The 26,614-nt window shown below is 63.0% G+C and carries 23 protein-coding genes, 3 pseudogenes and 1 riboswitch; of the genes and pseudogenes, 11 read left to right on the forward strand and 15 right to left on the reverse strand.

Annotation, left to right across the window (positions count from 1 at the left end; translation table 11 throughout):
- Window positions 1-3: 3 nt before the first annotated feature.
- The gene (locus tag BLU37_RS20340; protein WP_090208156.1) at window positions 4-1,293 is read right to left on the reverse strand and encodes a glycosyltransferase; all 1,290 of its coding nucleotides are present in this window, start codon (window positions 1,291-1,293) and stop codon (window positions 4-6) included.
- A gap of 91 nt (window positions 1,294-1,384) precedes the next feature.
- A riboswitch (cobalamin riboswitch) is annotated at window positions 1,385-1,591 on the forward strand.
- A 99-nt stretch (window positions 1,592-1,690) separates the two neighbouring features.
- Here BLU37_RS20340 and cobW point away from each other — a divergent pair.
- The 4 genes from cobW to BLU37_RS20360 all read left to right on the forward strand — a co-directional run bounded on the left by cobW (window position 1,691) and on the right by BLU37_RS20360 (window position 8,218).
- On the forward strand, window positions 1,691-2,758 hold the full coding sequence (gene cobW, locus BLU37_RS20345) for a cobalamin biosynthesis protein CobW (RefSeq protein WP_090208159.1): 1,068 nt from the start codon (window positions 1,691-1,693) through the stop codon (window positions 2,756-2,758).
- 4 nt (window positions 2,759-2,762) lie between these two features.
- Window positions 2,763-6,536, forward strand: coding sequence for a cobaltochelatase subunit CobN (gene cobN, locus BLU37_RS20350; protein ID WP_090208161.1), 3,774 nt, complete (start codon window positions 2,763-2,765; stop codon window positions 6,534-6,536).
- A 12-nt stretch (window positions 6,537-6,548) separates the two neighbouring features.
- A complete protein-coding gene (locus BLU37_RS20355) occupies window positions 6,549-7,562 on the forward strand; it encodes an ATP-binding protein (RefSeq protein WP_090208165.1) in 1,014 nt (337 codons plus the stop codon).
- Window positions 7,563-7,651: 89 nt separating this feature from the next.
- Window positions 7,652-8,218 (forward strand): vWA domain-containing protein, encoded by a 567-nt coding sequence (locus tag BLU37_RS20360; protein WP_090208170.1) that lies wholly within the window; start codon window positions 7,652-7,654, stop codon window positions 8,216-8,218.
- A 139-nt stretch (window positions 8,219-8,357) separates the two neighbouring features.
- Here the strand turns inward: BLU37_RS20360 and BLU37_RS20365 are convergent, their stop codons facing one another.
- Window positions 8,358-8,621 carry a hypothetical protein gene (locus BLU37_RS20365; protein ID WP_029533940.1) on the reverse strand — a complete coding sequence of 88 codons (264 nt, stop codon included), beginning with the start codon at window positions 8,619-8,621 and terminating at the stop codon, window positions 8,358-8,360.
- A 171-nt stretch (window positions 8,622-8,792) separates the two neighbouring features.
- On the opposite strand from BLU37_RS20365, the pseudogene BLU37_RS29980 reads away from it, so the two are divergent.
- Window positions 8,793-8,879 (forward strand): annotated as a pseudogene (locus BLU37_RS29980) (hypothetical protein); the annotation flags it as partial.
- Window positions 8,880-8,988: 109 nt separating this feature from the next.
- Here the strand turns inward: BLU37_RS29980 and BLU37_RS20370 are convergent.
- The 3 genes from BLU37_RS20370 to BLU37_RS20380 all read right to left on the reverse strand — a co-directional run bounded on the left by BLU37_RS20370 (window position 8,989) and on the right by BLU37_RS20380 (window position 11,860).
- Window positions 8,989-9,513 carry an AAA family ATPase gene (locus BLU37_RS20370; protein WP_090208174.1) on the reverse strand — a complete coding sequence of 175 codons (525 nt, stop codon included), beginning with the start codon at window positions 9,511-9,513 and terminating at the stop codon, window positions 8,989-8,991.
- Window positions 9,510-10,073, reverse strand: coding sequence for a nicotinamide riboside transporter PnuC (gene pnuC / locus BLU37_RS20375; protein ID WP_090208177.1), 564 nt, complete (start codon window positions 10,071-10,073; stop codon window positions 9,510-9,512). Before pnuC ends, BLU37_RS20370 begins: the two co-directional genes overlap by 4 nt.
- Before the next feature lie 152 nt (window positions 10,074-10,225).
- A complete protein-coding gene (locus tag BLU37_RS20380; protein ID WP_090208180.1) occupies window positions 10,226-11,860 on the reverse strand; it encodes a methyl-accepting chemotaxis protein in 1,635 nt (544 codons plus the stop codon).
- Window positions 11,861-12,147: 287 nt separating this feature from the next.
- On the opposite strand from BLU37_RS20380, the gene BLU37_RS20385 reads away from it, so the two are divergent.
- Window positions 12,148-12,975, forward strand: a complete 828-nt coding sequence (locus BLU37_RS20385; RefSeq protein WP_090208182.1) for an undecaprenyl-diphosphate phosphatase — start codon at window positions 12,148-12,150, stop codon at window positions 12,973-12,975.
- Window positions 12,972-13,397 (forward strand): DUF1294 domain-containing protein, encoded by a 426-nt coding sequence (locus tag BLU37_RS20390; RefSeq protein WP_090208186.1) that lies wholly within the window; start codon window positions 12,972-12,974, stop codon window positions 13,395-13,397. Before BLU37_RS20385 ends, BLU37_RS20390 begins: the two co-directional genes overlap by 4 nt.
- 5 nt (window positions 13,398-13,402) lie before the next feature.
- On the opposite strand, the gene BLU37_RS20395 is transcribed toward BLU37_RS20390, so the two are convergent.
- A complete protein-coding gene (locus BLU37_RS20395; RefSeq protein ID WP_090208189.1) occupies window positions 13,403-13,747 on the reverse strand; it encodes an MmcQ/YjbR family DNA-binding protein in 345 nt (114 codons plus the stop codon).
- Window positions 13,748-13,758: 11 nt separating this feature from the next.
- Window positions 13,759-14,667 (reverse strand): LysR substrate-binding domain-containing protein, encoded by a 909-nt coding sequence (locus BLU37_RS20400; RefSeq protein WP_090208192.1) that lies wholly within the window; start codon window positions 14,665-14,667, stop codon window positions 13,759-13,761.
- Between the two features lie 131 nt (window positions 14,668-14,798).
- Between BLU37_RS20400 and BLU37_RS20405 the strand changes: the two genes are divergently transcribed.
- Both BLU37_RS20405 and BLU37_RS20410 read left to right on the forward strand, forming a co-directional pair.
- Window positions 14,799-15,410, forward strand: a complete 612-nt coding sequence (locus tag BLU37_RS20405) for an FMN-dependent NADH-azoreductase (protein WP_090208196.1) — start codon at window positions 14,799-14,801, stop codon at window positions 15,408-15,410.
- 258 nt (window positions 15,411-15,668) lie between these two features.
- Window positions 15,669-16,700 carry an alpha/beta hydrolase family protein gene (locus BLU37_RS20410; protein ID WP_090208199.1) on the forward strand — a complete coding sequence of 344 codons (1,032 nt, stop codon included), beginning with the start codon at window positions 15,669-15,671 and terminating at the stop codon, window positions 16,698-16,700.
- Window position 16,701: 1 nt separating this feature from the next.
- On the opposite strand, the gene BLU37_RS20415 is transcribed toward BLU37_RS20410, so the two are convergent.
- The 5 genes and pseudogenes from BLU37_RS20415 to BLU37_RS20435 all read right to left on the reverse strand — a co-directional run bounded on the left by BLU37_RS20415 (window position 16,702) and on the right by BLU37_RS20435 (window position 23,102).
- Complete coding sequence (locus BLU37_RS20415; protein ID WP_090208202.1) at window positions 16,702-17,895, reverse strand: MFS transporter; 1,194 nt, start codon at window positions 17,893-17,895, stop codon at window positions 16,702-16,704.
- A 195-nt stretch (window positions 17,896-18,090) separates the two neighbouring features.
- Window positions 18,091-19,677, reverse strand: a complete 1,587-nt coding sequence (locus BLU37_RS20420) for an ABC-F family ATPase (RefSeq protein WP_090208205.1) — start codon at window positions 19,675-19,677, stop codon at window positions 18,091-18,093.
- A 5-nt stretch (window positions 19,678-19,682) separates the two neighbouring features.
- A complete protein-coding gene (locus BLU37_RS20425) occupies window positions 19,683-19,862 on the reverse strand; it encodes an integrase (RefSeq protein ID WP_408003614.1) in 180 nt (59 codons plus the stop codon).
- 96 nt (window positions 19,863-19,958) lie between these two features.
- Window positions 19,959-20,476, reverse strand: a pseudogene (locus BLU37_RS20430) (GAF domain-containing protein).
- Window positions 20,477-20,711: 235 nt separating this feature from the next.
- Window positions 20,712-23,102, reverse strand: a complete 2,391-nt coding sequence (locus BLU37_RS20435; RefSeq protein WP_090208208.1) for an autotransporter family protein — start codon at window positions 23,100-23,102, stop codon at window positions 20,712-20,714.
- Window positions 23,103-23,446: 344 nt separating this feature from the next.
- On the opposite strand from BLU37_RS20435, the gene BLU37_RS20440 reads away from it, so the two are divergent.
- Together BLU37_RS20440 and BLU37_RS20445 are read left to right on the forward strand one after the other, a co-directional pair.
- Window positions 23,447-23,812: a hypothetical protein gene (locus BLU37_RS20440; protein ID WP_090208210.1), complete on the forward strand. Its 366-nt coding sequence runs from the start codon at window positions 23,447-23,449 to the stop codon at window positions 23,810-23,812.
- A gap of 40 nt (window positions 23,813-23,852) precedes the next feature.
- Window positions 23,853-25,004 carry a PQQ-dependent sugar dehydrogenase gene (locus tag BLU37_RS20445; protein WP_090208213.1) on the forward strand — a complete coding sequence of 384 codons (1,152 nt, stop codon included), beginning with the start codon at window positions 23,853-23,855 and terminating at the stop codon, window positions 25,002-25,004.
- Here BLU37_RS20445 and BLU37_RS20450 read toward each other — a convergent pair.
- The 3 genes and pseudogenes from BLU37_RS20450 to BLU37_RS20460 form a co-directional block, all read right to left on the reverse strand.
- Window positions 24,983-25,363, reverse strand: a pseudogene (locus BLU37_RS20450) (peptidase C39 family protein); the annotation flags it as partial. The gene BLU37_RS20445 and the pseudogene BLU37_RS20450 overlap by 22 nt on opposite strands.
- A gap of 52 nt (window positions 25,364-25,415) precedes the next feature.
- On the reverse strand, window positions 25,416-26,186 hold the full coding sequence (map, locus tag BLU37_RS20455; RefSeq protein ID WP_010451436.1) for a type I methionyl aminopeptidase: 771 nt from the start codon (window positions 26,184-26,186) through the stop codon (window positions 25,416-25,418).
- Window positions 26,186-26,386, reverse strand: coding sequence for a ParD-like family protein (locus BLU37_RS20460; protein ID WP_010451437.1), 201 nt, complete (start codon window positions 26,384-26,386; stop codon window positions 26,186-26,188). The genes map and BLU37_RS20460 overlap by 1 nt, the downstream gene beginning before the upstream one ends.
- Between the last annotated feature and the right edge of the window lie 228 nt (window positions 26,387-26,614).

Consider the following 26,614-nt stretch of genomic DNA (forward strand, 5'->3'; position numbering starts at 1 on the left):
GTCTCAGGCGTTGCGGTTCTTCGCCTCGATCCACTGGGCCATGTACTGGGTGCTCTTGTGGTGATGGTGACGCAGCATCGCCCCGGTGAAATTGTCGCGCCGATGCCGGGCCAACTGCTGCTGGCATTGCTGGATGCGCTCGATCAGCGCCGGGCCGTGCTGGCGTCGCTCGTAGCGATCGGCCAGCAGCGTCTGGCCGTCGGCCTGGGCCTGTTGCCAGGCCTGTGGGTCCTGGTACAACCGGACAGCGGCGCGGGCCAGGTCCTGGGCAGTGGTTTCGATAGCACCGGGCCAGGGGAGATCACCGTGCATGGCTTCGGCGCCGATCGGCGTGGTGATACTTGGCGTTCCGCAGAGCATCGCATCGGCGAGCTTGCCCTTGATCCCCGCACCAAAGCGTAGCGGTGCCAGACAGATGCGTGCCGCGCTCATCACCTCCAGGGCGTCTTCGGCCCAGTTCAGCACGTGAAAACCCTGGGCCGGGTTATGCAGTGCGGTGGCCTTGGGCGGTGTATAGGCGCCATAGACATGCAATTGTGCGCTTGGCAGCTGCTGGCGGATCAACGGCCAGAGGGTGGTTTTCATCCAGAGCACCGCATCCCAGTTCGGCGCGTGACGGAAATTGCCGATGCTCAGGAAGTGCGCGCGCTCCTCGAAGGGGCGGAACGCAGCAGGTGGCTCGAGCATCAGCGGGCACCAGTGCAGCAGCGCTGGCGGTAGTCGGAACTGCTCGGTCAGCAAGCGGATCTCGACATCGGAAATCATCAGGCTCAGGTCCGAACGGTAGATCGCCGCGATTTCCCGTTGGGCCTGGTCGGTATAGCTCATCAACTCGAAGACTTCCGGCAGGTCCGGGGCGAACAGCGCGCTGAAGTCATTCGGGTCCTGATCGGCCTTCAGGCGTTCCTTGAGCTGCTGCTGGCGGGCATCGCGCAGGCTTTGCAGGTCTGCGGTTTCCAGCACGCGCAGGGCGTCGGGGCAGTGCTTTTCGACCCGCCAGCCGAACTGCTCCTCCATCATGAACCGGTCGAACAGCACCACGTCCGGGCGCAGGGCGCTGATGAACGTGTCGAAACTGCTGTTGTTGAGTTCGATGGCCTGTTCGTCGATGCCCAGGCTGCGCAGGTCGGCCTTGTGTTCGCCGACACTGGCCGGGCTGGCGAAGGTGATGTGCCAGCCCGCCGCGAGGAAACTCTCGAGAATCTGCATCATGTGCCCACCCGCAGCCGAGGAACGGGGCTCGGGCCAGACATAACCGATGACCAGGACGGTGGTGGTGTCGGTGGCACTCATGGGCAGCGATTCCTTGAAACGGGCAGGGCGGGAGAAAGGGGCGCAATTAAACCACAGCGGCCGTCGAGATTGACCTGTTCCCGCGCACTGCGTAGCCTTGCAGCTTCGAGGTTCTTCGGCGTCCGGCCGAAGCTAAGATGGGAACGCGGCAAGCCGCGGCTGCCCCCGCAACTGTAAGCGGTACGAGTGTCTTGCCTGGCCACTGCCCCTCGGGGTGGGAAGGCGCAAGACCCGGTGATCGAGCGACTGCCGACACCCAACCGCGAGCCAGGAGACCTGCCTCGTCACAGAATTTCACTTAAACCGGGCGGGGTGATCCGGTGGCGAACCTATCCGCGCCTGTTCCGGGCGGCGGTTCTCGTCCCGTATGCCCGCTATTTTGCCAAGGGGCATCCCGATGAAAACACTGGCCAAGCTTCCCGTCACCATCGTCACCGGCTTCCTCGGTTCGGGCAAGACCACCTTGCTGCGCCATATGCTGGACAATGCCCAGGGCCGTCGCATCGCCGTGATCGTCAACGAGTTCGGCGAACTCGGCATCGACGGCGAAATCCTCAAGCAATGCTCCATCGGTTGTACCGAAGAAGAGGCGGTTGGCCGTGTGTTCGAGCTGGCCAACGGTTGCCTGTGCTGCACCGTGCAGGAAGAGTTCTTCCCGGTGATGCGCGAGTTGGTGGCTCGGCGTGGCGATCTTGACCATATCCTCATCGAAACCTCCGGCCTGGCGCTGCCCAAGCCGCTGGTCCAGGCTTTCCAGTGGCCGGAAATCCGCAGCGCCTGCACGGTCGATGCGGTGATTACCGTGGTCGACAGTCCGGCCGTGGCCGCCGGCACCTTCGCCGCGTTCCCCGACCAGGTGGACGCCCAGCGCAAACTCGATCCGAACCTGGATCACGAGTCGCCGCTGCACGAACTGTTCGCCGACCAGTTGTCGAGCGCCGACCTGGTGATCCTCAACAAGGCTGACCTGATCGCCGCCGAAGACCTGGCCAGGGTGCGCCTGGAAGTCGCCGAGGAACTGCCGCCAGCAGTGAAAATCGTCGAGGCCAGCAGCGGTCGCCTGCCGCTGGACGTGCTGCTCGGTCTGGGAGCCGGCTCCGAAGAGCACATCGACGGTCGCCACAGTCACCATGATCATCACCACGACGGCGACGATCATGACGACCACGATCACGATGCCTTCGACTCGATCTCCATCGACCTGCCACAAGCTGACGAAAGTCTGCTGCTCGATGCCCTGACGCAACTGGTGATCAAGCATGGCATTCTGCGGATCAAGGGTTTCGCGGCGATTCCGAACAAGCCGATGCGCCTGCTGATCCAGGGCGTAGGCAGCCGTTTCGACAAGCACTTCGACCGCGCCTGGGGCGCTGACGAGCCGCGCGTCACCCGCCTGGTGCTGATCGGCCAGGAACTCGACGCCACGCTGCTCGAATCGACCCTGCGCGCCGCGCTGACGGCTTGACCCCATGCACCTGCTCAGGACCCAGCCCGGCGGTTTCGTGTCGGACGACAACATTGCCGACCTTGGCCAAACCCCTGCCGAGCTGGTGATCCTGTGCAGCGGCGATTCCAGCCTGGCCTTGCTCGCCGAAGCCGCGCAACAACTGCCGGCCGATTATCCCAGCTTGCGTCTGGCAAACCCGATGCAGGTCCAGAATCATGCCTCGGTCGACCTCTATGTCGACCAGGTGCTGCAACACGCCAAGGTGATCCTGCTGTCATTGCATGGCGGTATCGGCTATTGGCGCTACGGTATCGAACGCCTGGTGCAACTGGCCGAGCGTGGCGTGACGCTGATCCTGGTCCCGGGCGATGATCGGCCCGACCCGGAACTGAGCGCCCTGGGCAATGTGGCGGCAGCCGAGGCCGAGCGGCTCTGGCACTTCCTGCGTCAGGGCGGCCTGGGCAACGCGCTGCAGTTGTTTCGCTGCCTGGCCAGCGGCTGGCTGGGGCGCGATTACCCCTGGCAGGAGCCCCGGGCGTTGCCTCGTACGGCGATCTATTACCCGCAGCGGGTCGATGCGCAACTGGCTGACTGGCGCGCCGAGTGGCAAACCGGGCAGCCGGTGGCGGCGCTGCTGTTCTATCGTTCGCACCTGCAGGCGGCCAATACCGCCTTTGTCGATGTGTTCTGCCAGCGGCTCCAGGCGGCCGGCCTGAATCCGTTGCCAATCGCCGTGGCCAGTCTCAAGGAGCCCGGCTGTCTGGCGGTGGTCGAGGACTGGCTGGACGAGGTTTCGGCAGCGGTGATCCTCAATACCACCGGTTTTGCCCAGTCGACTCCCGAGGCGCCGCACCTGCGACCGTTCCGGCGCGACATCCCGGTAATCCAGGCGATCTGTGCCCAGGACAACGAGCCCGGCTGGCAAGCCAGCGAGCAGGGCCTGGGGCCGCGGGACCTGGCGATGCACATCGCCTTGCCGGAACTGGACGGGCGGATCATCAGCCGACCGATCAGCTTCAAGGACCTGGCCTGGCGCAGCGAGCGCAGCCAGAGTGACGTGGTCTGCTACCGTGCCCAGCCCGAGCGCATGGACTTCGTCGCCGCCCTGGCCCGGCGCTGGGTCGATCTGGCCCGGTTGGACAATGGCGACAAACGTATTGCCCTGGTCCTGGCCAACTACCCGACCCGTGATGGGCGCATCGGTAACGGTGTCGGCCTGGACACCCCGGCGGCGGCGCTGAACATCCTGCGGGCACTGCAGAAACAGGGCTATCCGGTGGGGACCGAGCTGCCGGCGAGCGGCACCGCTCTGATCCAGGAACTGCTCGGCGGGGTCAGCAACGATCTCGACAGCCTTGACCTGCGCCCCTGCAAACAAAGCCTGGCATTGGCGGAATACCAGGCAGAGTTCGAACGACTGCCCGAGGCCAATCGCCAGGCGGTCCTGGCCCGTTGGGGCGCTGTAGAAAACGATCCGATGTTTCGCGACGGGCGGATGATGGTCGCCGGGTTGCGTCTGGGCCTGACGTTCGTCGGCATCCAGCCGGCCCGGGGTTATCAGGTCGACCCGAGTGCGGTCTACCACGACCCGGACCTGGTACCACCCCATGGCTACCTGGCGTTCTATTTCTGGCTGCGCCAGCAGTATGGCGCCCATGGCGTGATCCACGTCGGCAAGCATGGCAACCTCGAATGGTTGCCGGGCAAGGGCGTCGGTCTTTCGGAAAACTGCTGGCCGGATGCACTGCTGGGGCCGCTGCCGAATATCTATCCGTTCATCGTCAACGACCCGGGCGAGGGTGCCCAGGCCAAACGTCGGACCCAGGCGGTGATCATCGACCACCTGATGCCGCCGCTGACCCGCGCCGAAACCTACGGTCCGCTGCGCGACCTGGAACTGCTGGCCGACGAATACTACGAGGCGCAACTGCTCGACCCGCGCCGCGCCCGCGAATTGCAGAGAGACATTCTCAAACTGGTGCGCGACACGCAGATCGACCGTGAGCTGCAACTGGATGTGGGGCTCGACAGCGACGCCGACGCAGCCATCTGGCTACCGCGCCTGGACACCTATCTCTGCGACCTCAAGGAGTCGCAGATCCGTGACGGTCTGCACGTGTTTGGCGAGTCGCCGCAGGGCCGTTTGCGCATTGATACCTTGCTGGCCCTGCTGCGCATTCCCCGTGGTGATGGACGCGGCGCCCAATCGAGCCTGTTGCGGGCGCTGGCCAAGGCTTTCGAACTGGGCTTCGACCCGCTCGATTGTGCCCTGGCCGAGCCTTGGGCTGGACCCCGTCCTGAGGCCTTGGTCTCCATCAGCGAGGCCAGTTGGCGCACCGCTGGCGATAGTCGCGAGCGCCTGGAACTGTATGCTGCGACGCTGATCGAACAGGCCCTGGCCGGGCTTGCCGAGTTGCCGCAGAACGAGGCGTGGGCCGAGGTGCGCAGCATTATCGCGGGTCTGCTCGAACAGGTGGCGCCACGGCTCGATGCCTGTGGCCCGGCGGAAATGCACGGTCTGCTCGCGGCTCTGGACGGGCGCTTCGTCCCGGCCGGCCCGAGCGGCGCGCCGAGCCGTGGGCGGCTGGACGTATTGCCCACCGGGCGCAACTTCTTTTCCGTGGACGTGCGCAACCTGCCGACCACCACGGCCTGGCGCATCGGCTTCCAGTCGGCCAGCCTGATTCTCGAGCGGCACTTGCAGGATCACGGCGATCATTTGCGCCAGCTCGGCCTGTCGGTCTGGGGCACGGCGACCATGCGCACCGGCGGCGATGACATTGCCCAGGCCATGGCCTTGATGGGCGTGCGCCCGGTCTGGGCCACCGGCAGCCAACGGGTCGATGACTTCGAGATTCTGCCACTGAGCCTGCTGGATCGCCCTCGGGTGGATGTGACTTTGCGGGTATCCGGCTTCTTCCGTGATGCTTTCGCCAACCTGATTCGGCTGTTCGACGCGGCGGTGCAGGCGGTGGCGGCGCTGGACGAGCCCGAGGACATGAACCCCTTGGCCGCCCGCGTGCGTCAGGAACGTGAGCAATTGCAGAACGACGGGCTGGATGCCGAGCAGGCCGCGCGCCAGGCCGGCTGGCGGATCTTCGGGGCCAAGCCGGGCGCCTATGGCGCTGGCGTACAGAACGCCATCGACGGGCGTCTGTGGCAGAGCCGTGAGGATCTGGCCGAGGTCTACCTGAACTGGGGCGGCTATGCCTACGGCGGCTCCGACGAGGGCACGGCGGCCCGGGAGTTGTTCGCCCGGCGTCTGAGCCAGGTTCAGGCTGTGTTGCAGAACCAGGACAACCGCGAGCACGATCTGCTCGATTCCAACGATTACTACCAGTTCCAGGGCGGCATGCTGGCCGCCGTGGAAAGCCTCAGTGGCGAAACCGCCGCCAGTTATCATGGCGACCATAGCCAGCCCGACCTGCCGAAGATCCGTACGCTCAAGGAAGAGTTGAACCGGGTGATCCGCTCCCGGGCAGCCAACCCGAAGTGGATCGACGGGGTCAAGCGCCATGGCTACAAGGGCGCCTTCGAGCTGGCGGCGACGGTCGACAACCTGTTCGCGTTCGATGCCACCAGCCACCTGATCGACGATCACCAGTACGCGTTGCTGGCCGATGCCTATCTGCTGGATGCCCAGACCCGCGAATTCGTCCGAGAGCACAATCCCCATGCGCTGCGTGACATGACCGAGCGTCTGCTGGAAGCCCAGCAGCGTGGGCTGTGGAGCGAGCCGGGGAAGTACCGCGAGGCGCTGGAAAACCTGCTGCTGGATATTGAAGAAGATTCCTGAGGTACATGCACCATGAGTGACACCCCGCATTTCCCGCTGTCGGCAGTGGTCGCTGCCGATGCGCTGAAACTGGCGCTGTGCCTGACCGCCATCGACCCGAAGATCGGCGGCGTGCTGATCGAAGGTCCGCGCGGCATGGCCAAGTCGACCCTGGCCCGTGGCCTGGCCGACCTGTTGGCCAGCGGACAGTTCGTCACCTTGCCGCTGGGCGCCACCGAGGAACGCCTGGTAGGCACCCTGGATCTGGATGCCGCGCTGGGCGAGGGGCGGGCTCAGTTTTCTCCCGGCGTGCTGGCCAAGGCCGACGGCGGTGTGTTGTACGTCGATGAAGTGAACCTGCTGGCCGATCACCTGGTGGACCTGCTGCTCGATGTGGCGGCCAGTGGCACCAACCTGGTGGAGCGCGACGGCATTTCCCATCGCCATCCGGCGCGCTTCGTGCTGATTGGCACGATGAACCCCGAGGAAGGCGAGTTGCGGCCGCAATTGCTCGACCGTTTCGGCCTGAATGTCGCCTTGAGTGGCCAGCCCGAACCGGTCGAGCGCAGGCAGATCATTCGTCGTCGGCTGGATTTCGACAGCGACCCGCAAGCTTTCTGTGTCCAGTGGGAGACGCAACAACAGGCGTTGCGCGAGCGTTGCGAGCGGGCGCGGGCGCTGTTGCCGGTCATTGACCTGGATGAGCGGGCGATGACGGCGATCAGTGAACGCTGTTTTGCCGCCGGGGTCGATGGCCTGCGGGCTGACCTGGTCTGGCTGCGCGCGGCGCGGGCCCATGCCGCCTGGCGTGGCGCGCGGCAGATCGCCGATGAGGACATCGAGGCGGTTGCCGAGTTTGCCTTGCGTCACCGGCGTCGTGAGCCTTCGCCAGCGACCTCGGCGAGCAGTCCTGCCAGCACGCCTGAAACTCAGCCCGATCCGGCCCAGGGTACGGAGCAGCCTCAAGGGCAATGGGGTGAGTTGCCAGCCAAGGCCATGGTGGTAGGTGCTCGGCGGGACATTCCGAACTGGCCAAAAAAGCCCTAGGCATTCGCCCTCGATTAAAGCCGGGGGCGAATGCCAGAAACGCTGCAGGTGAGGTTCCCAGAGGGCGCCAGGGCGCGGCCCGGGCGGCGATGAGCGGGGCAATCAATTGGGTTGAGACCTTGCTCGGGGGGCGCCCCCAGACCCGCCGCGACCTGCGTTTTCATCTGCGCAGCAGTTCGCCCCATGAGTTGTGGCTGGTGATCGTCGATGCTTCGGCTTCTACTCGTCGGCATCGGGCCTTGAGCGATGCCAAGGGACTTTTGGCGCAGTTGTTCGATGACGCCTATCGCCAGCGTGCGCGACTGGCGTTATTGACAGCCAGTGGCAGTCGGCCGCAGTGGCAGGTGCAGGGGCTGAAGGCCTCCAGCGCCATGGCGGAGTGGTTGGACGGCCTGGGGGCGGGCGGAGGAACGCCATTGCTCGCGGCCTTGCAGGAGGCCGGTCGTTGGCTGGCGGTACGGCAGAAACGTTTTGCCCAGGAGCAGCAGCGAGTACTGGTGTTGACCGATGGGCGTTTGAAAGCCTGGACCGGATTGGCGCCTTTCAATTGTCCGGTGCTATTGGTCGATTTGGAAAAGGGGCCTATTCGGCTGGGGCGGGCGCAACAACTGGCCCATGAACTGGGGGCCGATTATCGGCATATCGAGAGGCTTTGACTGCAGTGACGACTGTGGTGCCTGTTCGTTCGTCTTCGCGGGCAAGCCCTGCTCCTACAGAGATGGCGGCGTACATGAAGATGTACGTCTGACTTGGTCATTGTAGGCGCAGGGTTTGTCCGCGAAGCTTTTAACGATCTCAGGCCGAGAACGTCCAGGGCTGCAAGTCGTAGCCTTTCTTGCTCAGCTCGGCACGTGCCTGTTCCAGCAGGGATTTCAACTGCGTCAGGTTCGAGTAGTCGCTGCAGGAGATCTGCCGGCGGTCGATGCTGTTGTTGGTGCGATCGATGACGGTCAGGCTCAGGTCGCCTTTGTCTTGTGCCGTCCAGGCTACGCACTGGAAAGGTTTGAAAGCGTTGCCGGCCATCAGGAGTGCTTCGTTGAAACGGAGCGGGGCGTTCATGGGGGTCTTCTCTCAAGTATGCCCAAACAATGTGGTCAACCGTCGGCTGGGCGCACCGTCGCGGCTGGTTACTTGTACTGATGCCCGCTGAGGGGTATCAGGTCACACAGGAAATAAATTTTTTTTCAACTTTTTTTCATCGACTTCAACCAGGCTTCGGCGCACGACGATGATTGGCTGACTTTGCCCTTTGACGTTTCTCACGTACAGGTGACATTGGGTCGCGCCTTTGGCATGACGTGCCAGCGCGGCCCGGGGAATGGTTCACAGCCACTGAGATTGCTTGCCTACAGCGGTGCTGGGGGGCATGAAGGACACTGTGCGGGGCAAACCACCACGTTTGCGGCGTGGGGCGGGACGCCTGTGGTCACTGCGCCAACAGTTGCTCTACCGCCTGCATGGCCTGCTGGTGTCGTTGCTGCCAGTCGCCGCCGATGACCTTGACCACCTGCTGGTGGCGTGTCAGCCATTGCCGGCTGGCTTCGAAGAAGGCGCGACGTTCCTCAAGGCCAGGTTGGCAGCGTTGACCATCATCGGTCCAGTCGATGCCCTCGGGGTCGAGCAGCAGGTGCAGGTCGTAATGCCGGGCGAGCAGGGCGGGTTCCAGCCAGGTCGGGCAGTCGCCGAACAGGGTCTGGCTCCAGAGGATATTGCTCAGCAGGTGGGTATCGAGAATCAGCAATGACGGTTGTTGCGCGCGGGCTTCGTCTTCCCAGGCCAACTGCCCACGTGCGATCGCGGGAATGTCGGCCAGGCAGGTGTCACGCTGCTGGTGGTCGATGAAGTGGCGCACGTATTCCCCCACCAGCAGACCGCCAAACTGTGCCTGCAGGGCCTCGGACAACCAGCTCTTGCCGCTGGACTCGGGCCCCGCCAGTACCACGACCTTCATGCCTGCGGCACCGGATGGGTACGCCATTCGCGCCAGCCCTGCACGGCCAGTAGGGTGAACAGGCCGTAGAGGGCGGCGGTCAGGTAGAGGTCCTTGTAGATGAACAGGCCGACGAAGATCACATCGACTGCGATCCACAAGGGCCAGCACTGGATACGTTTCTGTGCCATCCACCACTGCGCGACCAGGCTGAAGGCCGTCAGCGCGGCATCGAGCCAGGGTTGCGCGGCATCGGTCCAGGTGGCCATGGCCGCGCCGAGCAACAGGCTGCCCAGTACGCCCATTGCGAGCCCGGTCAACAACGCTTGCGGGCCGAGGCTGGACACCTCAAGCCCGTTGCGTACGTTGCCGCCGCGGGTCCATTGCCACCAGCCATAGAGTTGCAGCACGGCGTAGATCACCTGCAGCAGCATGTCCGAGTAGAGTTTCACATCGAAGAAGATCCAGGTGTACAGCAGCACCATGACCAGGCCGATGGGCCAGCACCAGGGATTCTGTTTGACCGTCAACCAGACGGCGATCACGCCGAGGGCGGCGGCAAACAGTTCAAGCCCGGACATGGGGATACCTCTGGATCGACAGGAAAGGGGCGGATTGTACCCAGAGTAGGCAAGGGAAGGGAGGATTCCTGGAGGGATGCCTTGGGCGGTGCACTGGGTTTCAGGGCGCTGTTCGCGGATTCATCCGCGAACAGGCTCCGCCCATGACCTGATCAGATCCGGAACTGGCGCAGCAGCTCGTTGAGTTGTTCGCTCAGCCCCCTGAGCCGGTCGCTGTCGGCGCTCGACTTTTCGGCCGCGACGGCGTTGCTGTGGGACAGGTTCGCTGCCTCGGTGACGTTCTGGTTGATCTCTTCGGCCACGTGGGACTGTTGCAGGGTGGCGCTGGCGATAGACGCGTTCAGGCCATTGAGGTTGCGCAGTGCCTGGCCGATGGCTGTCAGGCTTTCACCGGCCAGCCCGGCCTGCTCGATGGTCTGCTGCGAGGCGCGGCTGCTCTCGCCGATGACTTTCACCGCCGCCTCGGAGTGGTTTTGCAGGCGTTCGATCATCGCTTGGATCTCCGCCGTGGACTTCTGTGTCCGCTGGGCCAGCAGACGCACCTCATCGGCCACCACCGCGAAACCGCGCCCCTGTTCCCCGGCCCGTGCAGCCTCGATGGCGGCGTTCAGGGCTAGCAGGTTGGTCTGTTCGGCAATCGAGCGGATCACTTCGAGCACGCCGCCGATCTGCGTGCTTTCGGCGGACAGGGTGCGCATCACTTCGACCGCCTGGGCGATGGTGGCGGACAATTGGTCGATCTGCTGCAGGCTGTTGTCGATGTTCAACTGGCCTTGGCGGGCCTGGTTTTCGGCATCGCGTACCTCGCTGGCGGCCTGCTCGGCGTTCTTGGCGACATCCTGCACGCCATAGGTGACCTGGTTGATGGCCGTCGCGACCATTTCCATCTGCTGTGACTGCTGCTGGCTGCGTGCCTGGGCCTGCAGGGCGTTGCTGCCCAGGTCGCCGGAGGATTGGCCGAGTTCGCTGGCCGAGGCCTGCAACTGGCTGACCACGCCGCGCAGCTTGTTGGTGAACGCGTTGAAGTGGCGGGCCAGTTGCGTCACTTCGTCCTGGCCGTGGGTGTCGAGGGTGCGGGTCAGGTCGCTTTCGCCGCTGGCGATGTTGGCCATGGCCTGTACCGCTTCCTGCAACGGGCTGACGATACTGCGACCGATCAGCCACACCAGCACGGCCAGCAGCAGGGCGATGGCCGTGCCGATCAGCGAGGCGTCGCGAACCTGGTCGTAGAACTCGGCCTGCAGGTCATCGATATAGACGCCGGAACCGATGATCCAGCCCCATGGTTCGAACAGTTGCACATAGGAGGTCTTCTGTACCGGAGCGCTGGCCCCGGGTTTCGGCCAGCGATAGTTGATCATGCCGCCGCCCTTGGCCTTGGCGAGGGTCACCATTTCGTTGAACAGTGCGTAACCGTCCGGGTCCTTGACCCCGGACAGGTCCTGGCCTTCGAGCTTGGGATTGGCCGGATGCATGACCATCACGGGCCGAAGGTCATTGATCCAGAAATAATCGTTCTTGTCGTAGCGCAGGCCGCGTATCGCGCTCAGTGCCTGCTTCTGCGCGGCCTCGCGACCGAGGGTGCCGGCGGTTTCCAGGCCATGGTAGTAATCGAGGATACCGCTGGCGGTCTGGACCACGTGCTGGGTCTTCTGCGCCTTGGCCTGATAGAGGTCGTCGTGGATCTGCTTGAGCATCAACAGGCCCAGGGTCAGCAGAAGCGCCACCGCCAGAACCAGGATGAGCCACAAACGCCGGCTGATTGACACGCTGCGCAAGCTTTTCATAAACCACCATTCCCTTTTTTTGTTGTCGTACTGCCGCAAGCCCATACCAACAGGTTTTGCCGTCGCTGCCCAGCCTCCTGATGGCTACTATCGAGGCAGCGATAAACAGACATGTCTGATAGGATTTCGGCCCAATCTCGGAAAACCTGAGTTGATGTTTGATTTTTCAGGCATTTTCAGGTTTTACCGACGGTTGCAGGACAGACTTGCAAGCGTATCGCCAGAGCAGCGATTCGCGGTTTTCGATTTTTGTAGGGCCCCGCAGAAGCGGGCCTTGAGGGGGAGTGATGGATCTTTGGACCGCCGCCCAGGCGTTGATACTGGGTATTGTCGAGGGTTTGACGGAGTTCCTGCCGATTTCCAGTACCGGCCACCAGATCATTGTCGCGGATCTGCTCGGTTTTGGTGGTGAGCGGGCAATCGCCTTCAACATCATCATCCAACTGGCCGCGATCCTCGCGGTGGTCTGGGAGTTTCGCCAGAAGATCTTCAGCGTGGTCCGGGACTTGCCCAAGCAGCGCAGTGCCCAGCGTTTTACCGTCAACCTGTTGGTGGCGTTCATGCCGGCGGTGGTCCTCGGGGTGTTGTTCAAGGAGGTGATCGCCACCTACCTGTTCAACCCGATCACTGTCGCTTCGGCGCTGGTGGTGGGCGGGGTGATCATTCTCTGGGCCGAGCGTCGCGAGCATACGGTGCATGCTGAAACGGTCGATGAGATTCGCTGGCAGGACGCCTTGAAAGTCGGTTTTGCCCAGTGTCTGGCAATGATTCCGGGGACTTCCCGTTCGGGCGCGACGATCATCGGCGGCCTGCTGTTCGGCCTGTCGCGCAAGACCGCCACCGAGTTCTCGTTCTTCCTGGCCATGCCGACCATGGTCGCTGCCGCAGTCTATTCCGGCTACGGTTTCCGCCATCAGTTTCAGATGACCGATCTGCCGGTGTTTGCGCTGGGCTTCGTGACGTCTTTCGTGTTCGCGATGATCGCGGTACGGGGCCTGCTGAAGTTCATTGCCAGTCACAGCTACGCGGCGTTTGCCTGGTACCGTATCGTCTTCGGCCTGGTGATCCTGGCGACCTGGCAGTTCGGCTGGGTCGATTGGTCGACCAAGGGATGAGCAAGCCGGGCAATCGCGATAACGCTCGACCGGTTCCTGCCGGGCGGGTACGTTACCTCAGGCTCAAGATCGCGGCCGGGCTGTTGTTGTGCGTCTTGCCTGGTTTCGGCATGGTGCGCCTGTGGCTGGCTAGCGGGACGAGCTGGCCGTTATGGGGCTACGGCGGCGCCAGCCTGCTGGCGTTCGTTCTCTACTGGAACGACAAGCGCAAGGCTCGCAACGACGCCTGGCGCATACCCGAGAAAATCCTGCACGGCGCCGAACTGTTGGGCGGTTGGCCAGGTGCGTTGCTCGCCCAGCAGATATTCCGCCATAAGACCCGCAAGCTGTCGTTCCAACTGGTGTTCTGGCTGATTGTCCTGCTGCACCAGGTGTTCTGGATCGATTGGCTGTTTCTCGGGGCTCACCTGTCCTTTTTTTGACAGTGCTATAGCAGCAGGCCCACCTGGCTGCGCTTGGGCAGCTTGGCGACCACCAGTTGATGTGAGCGACGCAACAACTCACGCAGTTCCTCGGCGCCCAGCGGGTAGGGCGCCGTCATGGTGATCCAGAACGCCCGCGCCAGGTAGGGCGCAGGGCGGATTCCAGGTCGGTCGACATGGCCGAGGAACAGTTCCTTGTCGACCTTGAACGACAAGGTGTCGCCGCTCAGGTTGAGCAGCGCGAACATCTTGGTCCCGGCGACCGAGAATACCCGTACACCGCCCCATTTGTAGTCTTCCCTGGCACCGGGGAGTTCGAGGCACAAGCGTGCCACTGCCTCCGCGTCCATCGTTGATGCCTTCATAGCGCCCTGTCTCCACAACCGTTGAATGCTTCGGCCAGATGATCGAGCCAGGCCCGCAGGGCCGGCAACACCCCGCGTCGATGGGGATAGACCGCCTGCAACCAGCCTCCCGGCAACGACCACTGCGGCAGGATACGGATGAAGGTGCCATTGGCCAGTTCTTCCTCGCAGTACAGCATGGGCAGTACGGTGAAGCCCAGTCCGGCGAGGGCACAGGCCTTGCGTACGACAAAATCGTCGACGCCCAGCCGCGCTTCGAGGGCCAGTTCGCGTTTTTGCCCGCGTTCATCCAGCAGACTCAGGTGTACCAGCCGATCCGCCTCCAGGGCGCCGAGGACGGGCGCCCCCTTGAGGTCTTCAAGGCTGTTGATCGGGTGTTCGCGGAGAAAATCCGGCGTGGCGATCATGAACGTCTGTGCCTGGCGCAGTCGGCGCGTGACCAGCAGGGGGTCTTCATCACCGTGTTCGCGAACCCGCAGGGCCACATCGATACCCTCGGTGATCAGGTCGACTCGGCGGTTGACCATGACCATCTCCAGTTGCACCAGTGGGTGCGCCGCGAGGAAGCTGGAGATGGCCCAGGGCATTAGTTCCTGCGCCAGTCCGATCGGACTGGAGACCCGTAGCCGCCCTCGGGGCTCGCTGGACATGCTGGCGACGGCCTCGTCGGCCATTTCCGCCTCCAGCAGCATGGCCTGGCAATGGCGCAGATAACGTTCGCCCACCGCTGTCAGCTTCAACTGTCGGGTGGTGCGTTGCAGCAGGCGGGCGCCGAGGCGTTCCTCCAGTTCGGCGATGCGTCGCGACAGCCGCGACTTGGGAATCCCCAGCAGCCGCCCGGCGGCGGCGAAACCACCGGCTTCCACGACCTTGGCGAAGTAGTAGAGATCGTTGAGGTCTTGCATCGTGTGAAAATCCAGTCGTTCTATTTATAGGACAATCTATCGCATTTAGAGCAGCTAATCATTTATTCGTTATGCACGTAGGATTATCCCAATTCGATCGCCGGGTGGCGATCCTCACCTGGAGATCCCACATGAAACTCTTGCATATCGATTCGAGCATCCTGGGCGACAACTCGGCTTCGCGCCAACTGAGCCAAAGCGTGGTCAAGGCCTGGCAGGCCGCCGAGCCTTCGAACGTGGTGACCTACCGTGACCTGGCAGCCGATGCCATCAGCCACTTTTCCAGCCTGACCCTGGCCGCCGGCGGCACCGCCGCTGAGCTGCACGATGCAGCCCAGCGCCACGAAGCCGAACTGAGCGCTTCGACCCTGGAAGAGTTCCTGGCCGCCGATGCCATCGTTATCGCCGCGCCCATGTACAACTTCAGTGTGCCGACCCAGCTCAAGGCCTGGATCGACCGTATCGTGGTCGCCGGCAAGACCTTCCGCTACACCGAAAATGGCCCTGAAGGCCTGGCCGCTGGCAAGAAAGTCGTGATCGTCTCCACTGCGGGTGGTCTGCATGTCGGCCTGCCAACCGGCGTGGGTCATGAAGACTACCTGAAGGTACTGTTCGGTTTCCTCGGTATCACCGACATCGAGTTCGTCCGTGCTCACGGTCTGGGTTATGGTGAAGAAGTGCGTACCAAGGCCATGAGCGACGCGCAGGCGCTGATCAGTGGCACGTTGTTCGCTGCTGCGTAAAGCTTTCGTAAACGGGCAAGAAACTTCCGGTAACAAACACTAAACTCTGTACTCTGATCATTAAGCAGTGATCGGAGTACGGAGTTTTTTGCTTTTTTGCGTTGGCGGGTCGTGTTTTGGCTCGGCTTGTGCAGATGCTATCGGCAAGGGCGCTCTGGAAAACACTGAAGAATTGGTCGGGGTCAGGTGTACAGGCCTCAGTCTCAAGGAATTGCAGAGAATTGGTGTGTTAATCACGCAGCAAAGGTGGGCATCCTCATGATGCGTCTTTGTGCAGTACTACTTATTTGTCTGGGCAGCAGCCTCATGACGGTGCAGGCGGCCCCTGCAGCGCACTGGAGCGTCGGGTTTCATCGCCTGACGTTTCTCGACCCGCTGGATCAACAGCCGATGAAGGCGATTGCCTTTTATCCCTCCACTGCGCGTGAGCAGTGGAGCCGGATCGGTGGTTATACCGTCCAGGCCAGTGAAGATTCGCGGGTCGCCATCGGTCGCTATCCGCTGCTGATGCTGTCCCACGGCAACACGGGCACGCCGCTGGCCCTGCACGACCTGGCCACGTCGCTGGCGCGCAAGGGGTTCGTTGTGGTCGCGGTGCTGCATCCTGGCGACAACTACAAGGACCATAGCCGTCTGGGCACTCTGAGCAATCTCTACGGTCGGCCGATGCAGATCTCCGAGGCCATCACCGCGACCCTGGGCGACCCGATGCTGTCGCCGTTCGTGGAAGCCGATGAGGTTGGAGTGATTGGTTATTCGGCCGGTGGCGAGACCGCCCTGATCCTTTCCGGAGCCCAGCCGAACCTCGATCGCCTGCGGCGTTACTGCCAGGAGTTTCCCGACGACAAGGACGCCTGCACGACCAAGGGCGAGTTGATCGTCGACCGTGATGACCTGCAGCCGGTCGCCGACCACCGCGTGCATGCGCTGATGCTGATGGCGCCGCTGGGCCTGATGTTCGGGCGGCATACGCTGGCGGACGTGCATGTGCCGGTGCTGATGTACAGCGGTGATGGCGACAAGTTGGTGTTCCCCGAGAAGAACGCTGCAGCGTTGGCGCGCAAGCTGCCGGTGGCACCGCAGTTCAAGCTGATCGCCGGTGCTGGACACTTCGTGTTCATGGCGCCGTGCAGTGAGGAGCAATTGCACGCCACGCCGGGCTTGTGTACCGACCCCGAGGGCGTCAATCGCGCGGATATCCATCGCGACCTGATCTCCGAGGCCGGGCGCTTCTTCAGCAAGACCCTCAGCGTGCCGAACCGCGGCGGCATGCAGACCGCCGATCAGTGAGTCATTGGCCTGTCGGGCGCCGTGCCAGCAGCACGGTGACCGACAGGCCAATGATCGACAACAGCGCGGCGCAACAGAAAATCCACGAATACCCCAGGTTCAAGGCGACCGCCCCCATCAATGGGCCGGCGATGGCCAGTGCCAGGTCGAAAAATACCGCGTAGGCACTCAACCCCGCACCACGGCTGCTGGTCGGCACTTGCCGGATGGCCTCCACGCCGATGGCCGGATATACCAGCGACAGGCCGAATCCCGCCAGGCCGGCACCGGCCAGGGCGACGCCGGTGGACGGCGACAACCAGAGCAGGATCAGCCCCAGGGTTTCGATGCTCATGCAGACAATGGCGGCCTTGAAACCGCCGAAACGGTTGATGCTGCCGATGAACAGCAACCGCGCGAGAATGAAGCAACTGCCGAATACCGTCAGGCAGTAGGCGGCGCCAGTCCAGCCACGGCTGAGATAGAACAGGGTGATGAAGGTGGTGAGCGTGCCATAGCCGATAGAGGCCAGGGTCAGGCTGGCGCCGTAGGGCGCAATGCGGCCGAACACCGCCCAGAACGGCAGGCGCTCACCCCGGATCACCGGCACCGAAGGCTTGTTGCGGATCAGCAGCAGGGCGCCTGCAGACAGCAGCGACAGGGCGATGCCGAGGCTGGCGTAACCATATTCGCTCACCATCAGCACCCCCAGTGGTGCCCCGATGGCGATGGCGCCGTAGGACGCGATGCCGTTCCAGGAAATCACCCGCGCGGTCTGCTCGGCACCGACCTGGCCGATCCCCCAACTGATGGTGCCGACGCCGATCAGGCCCTGGGCGATGCCCAGCAGCAGGCGCGCGACGATCAGGATGATCAGGCTCGTCAGGGGCAGTTGCTCGACCAGCGTCGACAGCAGGGTCAACCCGCCACTGAGGAAAATCCCCGTCAGGCCATAGATGATCGCGCGCTTGGTGCCGATGCTGTCGGCGATGCGCCCGGCCATGGGCCGGCTGAGCAGGGTGGCGAGGTATTGCGAAGCGATGGTCAAGCCGGCGATCACGGCGCTGAAGCCCAACTGTTCATGCACATAACCGGGCAGCACCGCGATCGGCAGGCCGATGCAGAGGAAGGCAATGAAGGTATAGAAGACGATGGAGATGATTTGCAGGGTAACGGTCACATTGCCGGGCTGGCGGGGTGGTGGCTGGGCAGGCATGAAGGCTCGTTCGCGGGCAGGCGGTTGGAGAGCTTCATCATGGCGGGATGGCAGGATAAAGGAAAGCAGGCTAACTAATTTTCTCCTGCCATATGGGGAGAAGAGGGCCTGGTGGGTGAGAGCTGGGCCTGATGGATATAGGCAGTTTGTGGCGGGCGGGCCTGCCACAAGACTGCTTGCGACTGGAGCCCGTTTTTAGAACACCACGCCTTGGCTGCGCAGGTAGTCGTCATAGGTGCCGCTGAAGTCGACCACGCCGTTCGGGCTCAGTTCGATGATGCGGGTGGCCAGGGACGAAACGAACTCGCGGTCGTGGCTGACGAAGATCAGCGTGCCCGGGTAGTTTTCCAGGGCCAGGTTGAGGGCTTCGATGGATTCCATGTCCAGGTGGTTGGTCGGTTCGTCCATCACCAGTACGTTGGGCTTTTGCAGGATCAGCTTGCCGAACAGCATGCGGCCCTGTTCACCACCGGAAATCACCTTGACCGACTTGAGAATCTCGTCGTTGGAGAACAGCATGCGGCCCAGGGTGCCGCGAATGACTTGCTCGCCTTGGGTCCACTGGCCCATCCAGTCGAACAGGCTGACATCGTCCTCGAAGTCGTGGGCGTGATCCTGGGCGTAGTAACCCAGTTCCGCGCTTTCGGTCCACTTCACGCTGCCGGCATCCGGTGCCAGTTCACCCACCAGGGTACGCAGCAGGGTGGTCTTGCCGATACCGTTGGGACCGATGATCGCCACGCGCTCGCCGGCTTCGATGGTGAAGCTGAAGTTCTTGAACAGGGTCTTGCCGTCGAAACCCTTGGACATGTTCTCCAGGGTCACGGCCTGGCGGTGCAGCTTCTTGGTCTGTTCGAAGCGGATGAACGGGCTGACGCGGCTCGATGGCTTGACTTCGGCCAGCTGGATCTTGTCGATCTGCTTGGCGCGGGAGGTGGCCTGCTTGGCTTTCGAGGCGTTGGCCGAGAAGCGGCTGACGAAGGTCTGCAGCTCGGCGATCTGGGCTTTTTTCTTGGCGTTGTCCGACAGCAGTTGCTCGCGCGACTGGGTGGCCGCGGTCATGTACTCGTCGTAGTTGCCCGGGAACAGGCGCAGCTCGCCGTAGTCCAGGTCGGCCATGTGCGTGCAGACGCTGTTGAGGAAGTGCCGGTCGTGGGAAATGATGATCATCAGGCTGTTACGCTGGGTCAGGATGTTTTCCAGCCAGCGAATGGTGTTGATGTCCAGGTGGTTGGTCGGTTCGTCGAGCAACAGCACTTCCGGATCGGAGAACAGTGCCTGGGCCAGCAATACCCGCAGTTTCCAGCCGGGTGCAACTTCGCTCATCGGGCCGAAGTGCTGTTCCAGCGGAATGCCCAGGCCCATCAGCAGCTCGCCGGCGCGGGATTCGGCGGTGTAGCCGTCCATCTCGGCGAACTCGGTTTCCAGCTCGGCGACGGCCATGCCGTCGTCTTCGGTCATTTCCGGCAGCGAGTAGATGCGATCACGCTCGGCCTTGACCTTCCACAGTTCCTCGTGACCCATGATCACGGTGTCGATCACGCTGAATTCTTCGTAGGCGAACTGATCCTGGCGCAGTTTACCCAGGCGCACGTTCGGCTCGAGCATGACCTGGCCGCCGGACGGCTCGAGTTCGCCACCGAGGATTTTCATGAACGTCGACTTGCCGCAACCGTTGGCGCCGATCAGGCCGTAGCGGTTGCCGCCGCCGAATTTGACCGAAACGTTCTCGAAGAGCGGCTTGGCGCCGAACTGCATGGTGATGTTAGCTGTGGAGATCAATTACTTTACCTATCAATAACTTGCGTTTCGTCTTCGCAGATGCGGATCCATTTCGGATCAATCTTCAGCGTCTCAGGCGCCTGCCAGTCGGAGCCCGAGTTGAGCCAACGCGCACAGGTCGACAGCAGCATCTGCATGCTGTGACCCAGCGGTTGGGCGATAAATGCGGGATTGAAGCCGGACATTGAGCCTATTGTCGCATAAGTAGGACGGCAGTTCATTGCCGTAAACCTATTGATCGGCAGAAACTCCAGCGCCACCCCGGTTCACGGCAGTGCCACTCAGCGGCTCTGCACGGGCCCATGTCCCGTCAGGTTGGCGAAAAAGATGCAACCGATCAGGCGCGCGAACAGCCCGAGCGTTTCCCCGATATCAGGGTCTTCAAGGGGTACCGAGCGGGAGTCGAGGGCACACAGGGCGCCGTACATCCTGCCGTCTGGCAGAAAGATCGGCACGCCGGCGTAGCTTTCCAGCTCGAAGCGTTTCACTATCGGCTTGACGGCAAAACGCTCATGTTTGCTGATTTCGGGGATCAGCAGTGCTTGCGGGTTCAATTTGAACTCGTTGCAGATGGTGGTTTCGACCAGGGCACACTCGCCGGGCTCGATTCCCAGGTGTTCCGGGTCGTAGACGGAGAGGTGACCCATTCGGTGTCGGTGAATTTCGCGATGGCGGCGAATCTCATCTGGGTCATTCGGGTGACCAGGCGCAGCACGCTGGTGCTCGCCTCGATCTCCGCAATGGCCGAGCGTTCTTCGGGCGATAGGAATTCATGCGCTTCCATCGAGCGGTCATACATGGGGCAGTCTCCACATTTGGGTCTGATGTGCTCATCATCCGGAAAGGTGGCGGTGCCCGCCGATGGCGCCGCTCAGGCGTCTCTCGGTGGTTCCAGCAGGCTTGCGGCGATAAATGTCGTAACACCATTATCCTGATGGACTCAGGAAGCCAACACAACCGATATCGGCATTCTTGCGTTGCAGGCCCTGTAATTGCGACGTACGGAAGGCCCATCGGTCTTGCCAGGGTGTGCACTACCAGTCCAGCCTGACACCCAGGTTGGCCGAAAGGCTTTCCTGCTGGTGGCTGTCGATATGGCTGGTGTAGTCGACACCGCCATACACGCTCAGGTCCCGGCTCAGTCGGGCCAGAATGCCGCCGCCCAGCTCCAGGTTGCTCGCGCCGTGCTCGGTCCTGATCGGGTAGCCATCGAAGCTCAGCGTGTCGCTGCCGCCGAAGGTGTGCCACAAGTTGGCGCGCACATAGGGTTCCAGAGGTACGCCGCCCGTTTGTATCGCGCCCTTGGCGCGTACGCCGAGGCGGCCCTTGAAGTAGTCCCGGGAGTCCGGCCTGATCTGTGAGATGCCATCGTTGTCGTTGTCCAGGAAAACCTTCTGGACGATGAACTGCGCCTGGGGTTCGAGCACCCAGCCGGTCGTCAAGGGATAGGGATAACCGCCTTCGAGCGAGAAGGTCAGGCCATGGCCGGCGATATCGAATTTCAACTGGCGGTCCGAGCGCGCGCTGCCGTGGTAGCGGCTGCCCATGGCCACGGCGTCGAGGTAGGCGTCGTTGGGGGCGATCAGGTACCAGTAGACCCCCAGGCTGTCGCTGTTGAGCCGCAGAGTACCGGCCCGGGTGTTCTGGAAACCATCGACGAAGCCGCGCGCGCTGCCCTGGAGCCGTGCATGGCTGACAAACAGCCCGGTTGTGTAGCGGTTGCCGCGATCATCGCTGGTGGCGTACAGGTCGTGCCCGGCCTGGAGTCCCCAGACGTGGCCCTCCAGGCCTGGCGCGACGTCGCCCGACCAGCCTTGGCGCACGTCGCTGGCGAATGTGCGCAGCCAGCCGGCGTTGCTCTGATCGTTGTTCCTGAGCAGCGCCTGGTCGCCCTGACGCTGGTGAAAGTTGCCCAGGACCGCCTGGTCCAGCAGGGCGGCGGCAGGGCCGGCCAACGCATCGACGGCGACCTCGGGTCGATAGAAGGGAATGGTTTCGCCTGGTTCCGGGTCCGGCAGCAGAGGGCCTTCCGGTCCGGGCAGCGGGGTCACCGGGCCTTCCGGCTCGGGCAACGGCACCACCGGTCCGGTCACGCTGGAGCGCAAATACCAGTTGTTCTGGGTGCCTGGGGTGACGCCGCCCTTGTAGAGGAAATAGTCGAAGGCGCCGGCCGAGACCGTGCCGCCGAGATGAAACGCACCGTCGCTGCTGGTCGCGCCCTGGTTGGCCTCCACCACCTGTATCCCGTTTTGCAGGGTTTCGGCACCGTTGCCGCCGAGATTGGCGACATTGATCTCGGTACTCCCCGAGAGGCTGCCCCGCGACACCACCAACCGGTCCGAGGGCGAGTCGTCGCCAGCGAGGACGCTGTGCAGCTTCAGGCTGCCGCCGTTACCGACATAGTTGCCGATGACCGTCAGCCGGTCGGAGGCCTGGGCGCCGCCAGCGGTCAGGTAGATCGTACCGCTGTTGTTCAGGGTGGCGTTCTGGTTGCTGTCGAAAGCTCTGATCAGGCCGGTGCTGCTGCTCAGGCTACTGCTGGCGTCAATGTCCAGGTGGCCGCTGCCCGTGCCGCTGTCGCCCAGCACCAGGCTGTCGTTGAGGATCATGGCCGAGTGATCGGTCAGCGCCACGGACTCCCAGTGCACGTAGCGCCCTCCGGTTCCCGGATTACTGTTCTCGAACACCAGGCTGTCGTTGCCCAGCCCGCCGTCGAGCGAGGGCGTGCTGGAGAGCGCGGCCTCGGGGAGGTTCTGGATCAGTGCGCGGTCGTTGCCGGAGCCCATGAGGATGGCGCCATGGATGATGCCGGCGTCGCGCCAGTTGAAAAAGTCATCGCCACTGCTGGTATGGATTTCGCCATAGACCGTGCCATCGCTCATCAATACCTGGTTGTTGCCGCCCGAGGTGATGATGTCGGCGGACTGGGTCACGCTACCGATGGTGCCGCCGGTGACCATGACCACGTCATTGGCCCCGGCGCTGACCAGGTTGCCGAGGATGGCGCCACCTTGCAGTTGGAAGCGGTTATTGTCATTGATCAGGTCGACCTGGCCGATCGAGCCGCCGCTCATGGTCGCCTGGGCGCTGCCGGTCAGGGTGCCACGAATGATCCCGCCACTCATGTTGAAGCGGTTGTTGCCACTGCCCAGGTCGAGGTTGCCTTCGAGGGTGCCACTGGCGATCGTTGCACTGTCGTTGCCGTTGCCGAACACCACGTTGCCGGTGATGGTCCCAGTGCCCGGATAAGGCATGCCCAGGCTGTTGTTGCCCTGGGTGTCGACGACGCCGGGTGCGGTGCCGCTGTCGCAGACGAAATGGTCGTCGCCGGCGGTCGGAGTCAGGTCGCAGGCGGCTCGGGAGTCCTGCAGTACCAGCATCAGCAGGGGCAGGGCGCAGTGGTGGACGAGTTGACGTCGGGTCATTGCGTTCATCCTTTAAAAAAGGACAGGGCAAAGTCACCACGACGCATTCCGAGGGCCCCATGCGCTCGGAATGGGTGTTGTCATTGGCGTTATAACGGAAAAAAATTGCCGGGATAACTGTCAACAATGACAGGTTATGCGCTGGGTAAAAGGCGCGTAGGCTGGAGGGTTTGAGCGAGGCTTTTCAGCGAGGCTTTTCGATGACAGCGAGCCGGGGGCAGTGCTGAAGCATTCTGTCATATGAAATTTTCCTCAGATTCGAACCCGGGCACTAGGGTGTTATCCAAGAAAAGGAGTGAGATGTCCGCCCGTCGCGGATGAATCCGATTTGCAGGAGAGGCCTCATGAACAGCCCAATACCGGGTCTGACCCCTTTGCTGGCCGCCGGCCTTCTGGCCGTCGCCATTCCCGTCGGCGCCGCGCCGCTGGACGTTGCCGGCGACGCGCCCGGCTCTGCCGCGTTGCTGTTGGCGCAGAACCTGCCCAACACCGACAACCCTTACAACAGCCCGATCCGCCGTGCCAACCCGAACAGCCGGCAGGGTTCGGAACCTGCTACCCCGCCGGTTCGCGGGCCCAATACCGTGCCGACGCCACGCCCCTCGACCCTGGAGAACGGGGCGATCGGCAACGGTTACCCGCGTCAACAGCAGGCGCCGATGGCGGTGCCGATCCAGCCAGGTACCCGTACTCCGAACCCGCAGCGATGATCGTTGCCGTGGCCCGCTTTATGTCCATAAGGAATTGTCCATGTTGCGAAAAAATCTGATAGCGACCCTCTGTGCCAGCGCCTTGTTGAGCCTGCCGTTACAGGCGGCGTTCGCTGCGCCGCAGACGTTCAGCTCGGAGCTGGGGCCGGTCACCGCGACCGAGGTCGTCGGCGGCCTCAAGCACCCCTGGGCGCTGGCATTTCTGCCGGACAGACAGGGCATGCTGGTGACCGAGCGACCGGGGAATCTGCGGGTGGTGGGTGCCGATGGGAAGCTCTCGGCACCACTGGGTGGTGTTCCGAAGGTTTGGGCCAAGGGCCAGGGGGGATTGCTGGACGTGGTGCTGTCGCCGTCGTTCAAGGAGGATCGTCTGGTCTACCTGTCCTATGCCGAGGGCGGTGGCGAGGGTGACAAGGCCGGTACCGTGGTCGGGCGCGGGCGGCTGTCGGAAGATCGGACGCGGTTGGTCGATTTCAAGGTGATCTTCCGGCAGGAGCCCAAACTGTCGACCGGCAACCATTTCGGCTCGCGACTGGTGTTCGACCGCGATGGCTACCTGTTCATCGCCCTGGGCGAAAACAATGAGCGGCCGACCGCGCAGGACCTGGACAAGCTGCAAGGCAAGGTGGTGCGGATCTTCCCCGATGGTCGGGTTCCCGACGACAACCCCTTTGTCGGCCAGCCCGGCGTGCGTCCCGAAATCTGGTCTTTCGGGCACCGCAACCAGCAGGGCGCCGCCCTCAATCCCTGGACCGGCACCCTGTGGACCCACGAGCACGGGCCCCGTGGCGGCGACGAAATCAATATCATCGAGCGTGGCAAGAATTACGGCTGGCCGCTGGCGACCCACGGTATCAACTACTCGTTGCTGCCCATCCCCGAAGCCCAGGGCAAGACGGTCAAGGGCACGGTGGCGCCGCATCATGTCTGGGAAAAGTCGCCTGGATTGAGCGGCATGGCTTTTTATGACAGCGACCGCTTCCCGAAATGGCAGCACAACCTGTTCGTCGGCGCCCTGGCCGCCGAGGAACTGATCCGCCTGCAGTTCGATGGCGACCAGGTCATCCATGAAGAGCGCCTGCTCGGTGGCCTTAAGTCGCGGGTGCGCGACGTCCGCCAGGGGCCGGATGGTTATCTGTATGTGTTGACCGACGCCGAGGACGGCGCTCTCTACAAGGTGGGTCTGGAGTAGAGGATCACTGCGGCCCGCAGCTTGCGGTGGCCGAAGGCGCTCATCTTGTCGAACTCCCTGCGGCTCACCGGCAGGTGCTGACAGTCCAGCGGCTAGCGGTGCTGGCTATGGTCGACATCCGGGTCATGGAGGTAGACGAACTCCTCGTCGCAGTCGGTGACGATCACCCAGTGCGGGGCCTTGGAATGGGTGAGGCGGCAGCCGCCATGCCCGGACGTCATGAAGATGGTGGTCGCCTCGCGCCAGATCTGTACCTCCTCGCGCCGTGTGGCCTTGCGCTCAGGTTGCAAGGCGGCCATCGCCATCAACAGGCAGGCCGGACCGCAGGTGAACTCGGTGGTCTGGGCATAGTAGGGCACCTGGGCCCCGTGCCTGGCCGGCTCCTACAGGGATCGTGCCAGGCATCAAGCATCAGGTATCAGGGGGTTGCAAGGTCAGCACTTCGAAGCCATCGCGGGTGACGGCCACGGTGTGTTCCCATTGCGCCGACAGGCTGCCGTCTCGGGTCACCACGGTCCAGCCGTCCTTCAGACCGCGGGTGCGGGCGCTGCCCTGGTTGAGCATAGGCTCGATGGTGAAGACCATGCCTTCGCGCAAAATCATGCCGGTACCCGGCCGGCCGAAGTGCAGCACCTGCGGTTCTTCGTGCATCTGCCGGCCGATGCCGTGGCCGCAGTATTCGCGGACCACGCTGTAGCCATTGGCTTCGGCGTGTTTCTGGATCGCGTGGCCGATATCGCCCAGGCGCGCACCGGGCTTGACCACGCGGATACCTTCCCAGAGCGCTTCGAGTGTCTTGTCCACCAGGCGCCGGGCCTTGGGGCTGACGGCGCCGACCAGATACATCTTGCTGGAGTCGGCGATGAAACCGTTCTTTTCCAGGGTGATATCGATATTGACGATATCGCCGTCACACAGGATCGCCCGGGCATCGGGCATGCCGTGGCAGACCACCTCGTTGATCGAGGTATTGATGGAGTAGGGGTAGTCGTACTGGCCCTTGCTGGCCGGACGGGCGAGCAACTCCTGGCGGATAAAGGCCTCGACCCGTCGATCCAGTTCCAGGGTCGACATCCCGGTGAGCACCAGGCCATCGAGCAGGCTGAAGACCTGCGCCAGCAGGCGCCCGGATTCGCGCATCAGTGCCAGTTCGGCTTCGCTCTTGATCAGGCCGACGGACATCAGCTGCGCCCCCGGATCAGATCATCCTTGTTCAGCAGCAGGCGATTGACCAGGTCGTTGTAGCCCAGTTGCGGGTTCAGTTCGGCCAGCAGGCCGAGCTTGATCCAGAACTCGGCCTGGGCGTTGATCGAGCGGTCCATGGCGGCGCTGGCCATGCGGATCTGCTCATGCAGTTGATCGGAGATCTTGACGATACCCATGGGCTTCTCACGGAAAATTGATATACGAAGCGTATATGTTTCGTATATGTCAGACAAGCCGCAGTGAATGTTCGGCATTGACTTGTCCGTCACGCCCGGATAATTTCGAACAATGACCTACGCCCACGTTCTGCCTCAGCCAAGCATCATTATTATCGCCATTCCTTATCCGGCGGGCTGAGCTGCATCTCTTTACCCAAACCCGCCTCCGAGGCGGGTTTGTTGTTT

The organism is Pseudomonas asplenii, assembly GCF_900105475.1.
GTDB classification, from domain to species: domain Bacteria; phylum Pseudomonadota; class Gammaproteobacteria; order Pseudomonadales; family Pseudomonadaceae; genus Aquipseudomonas; species Aquipseudomonas asplenii.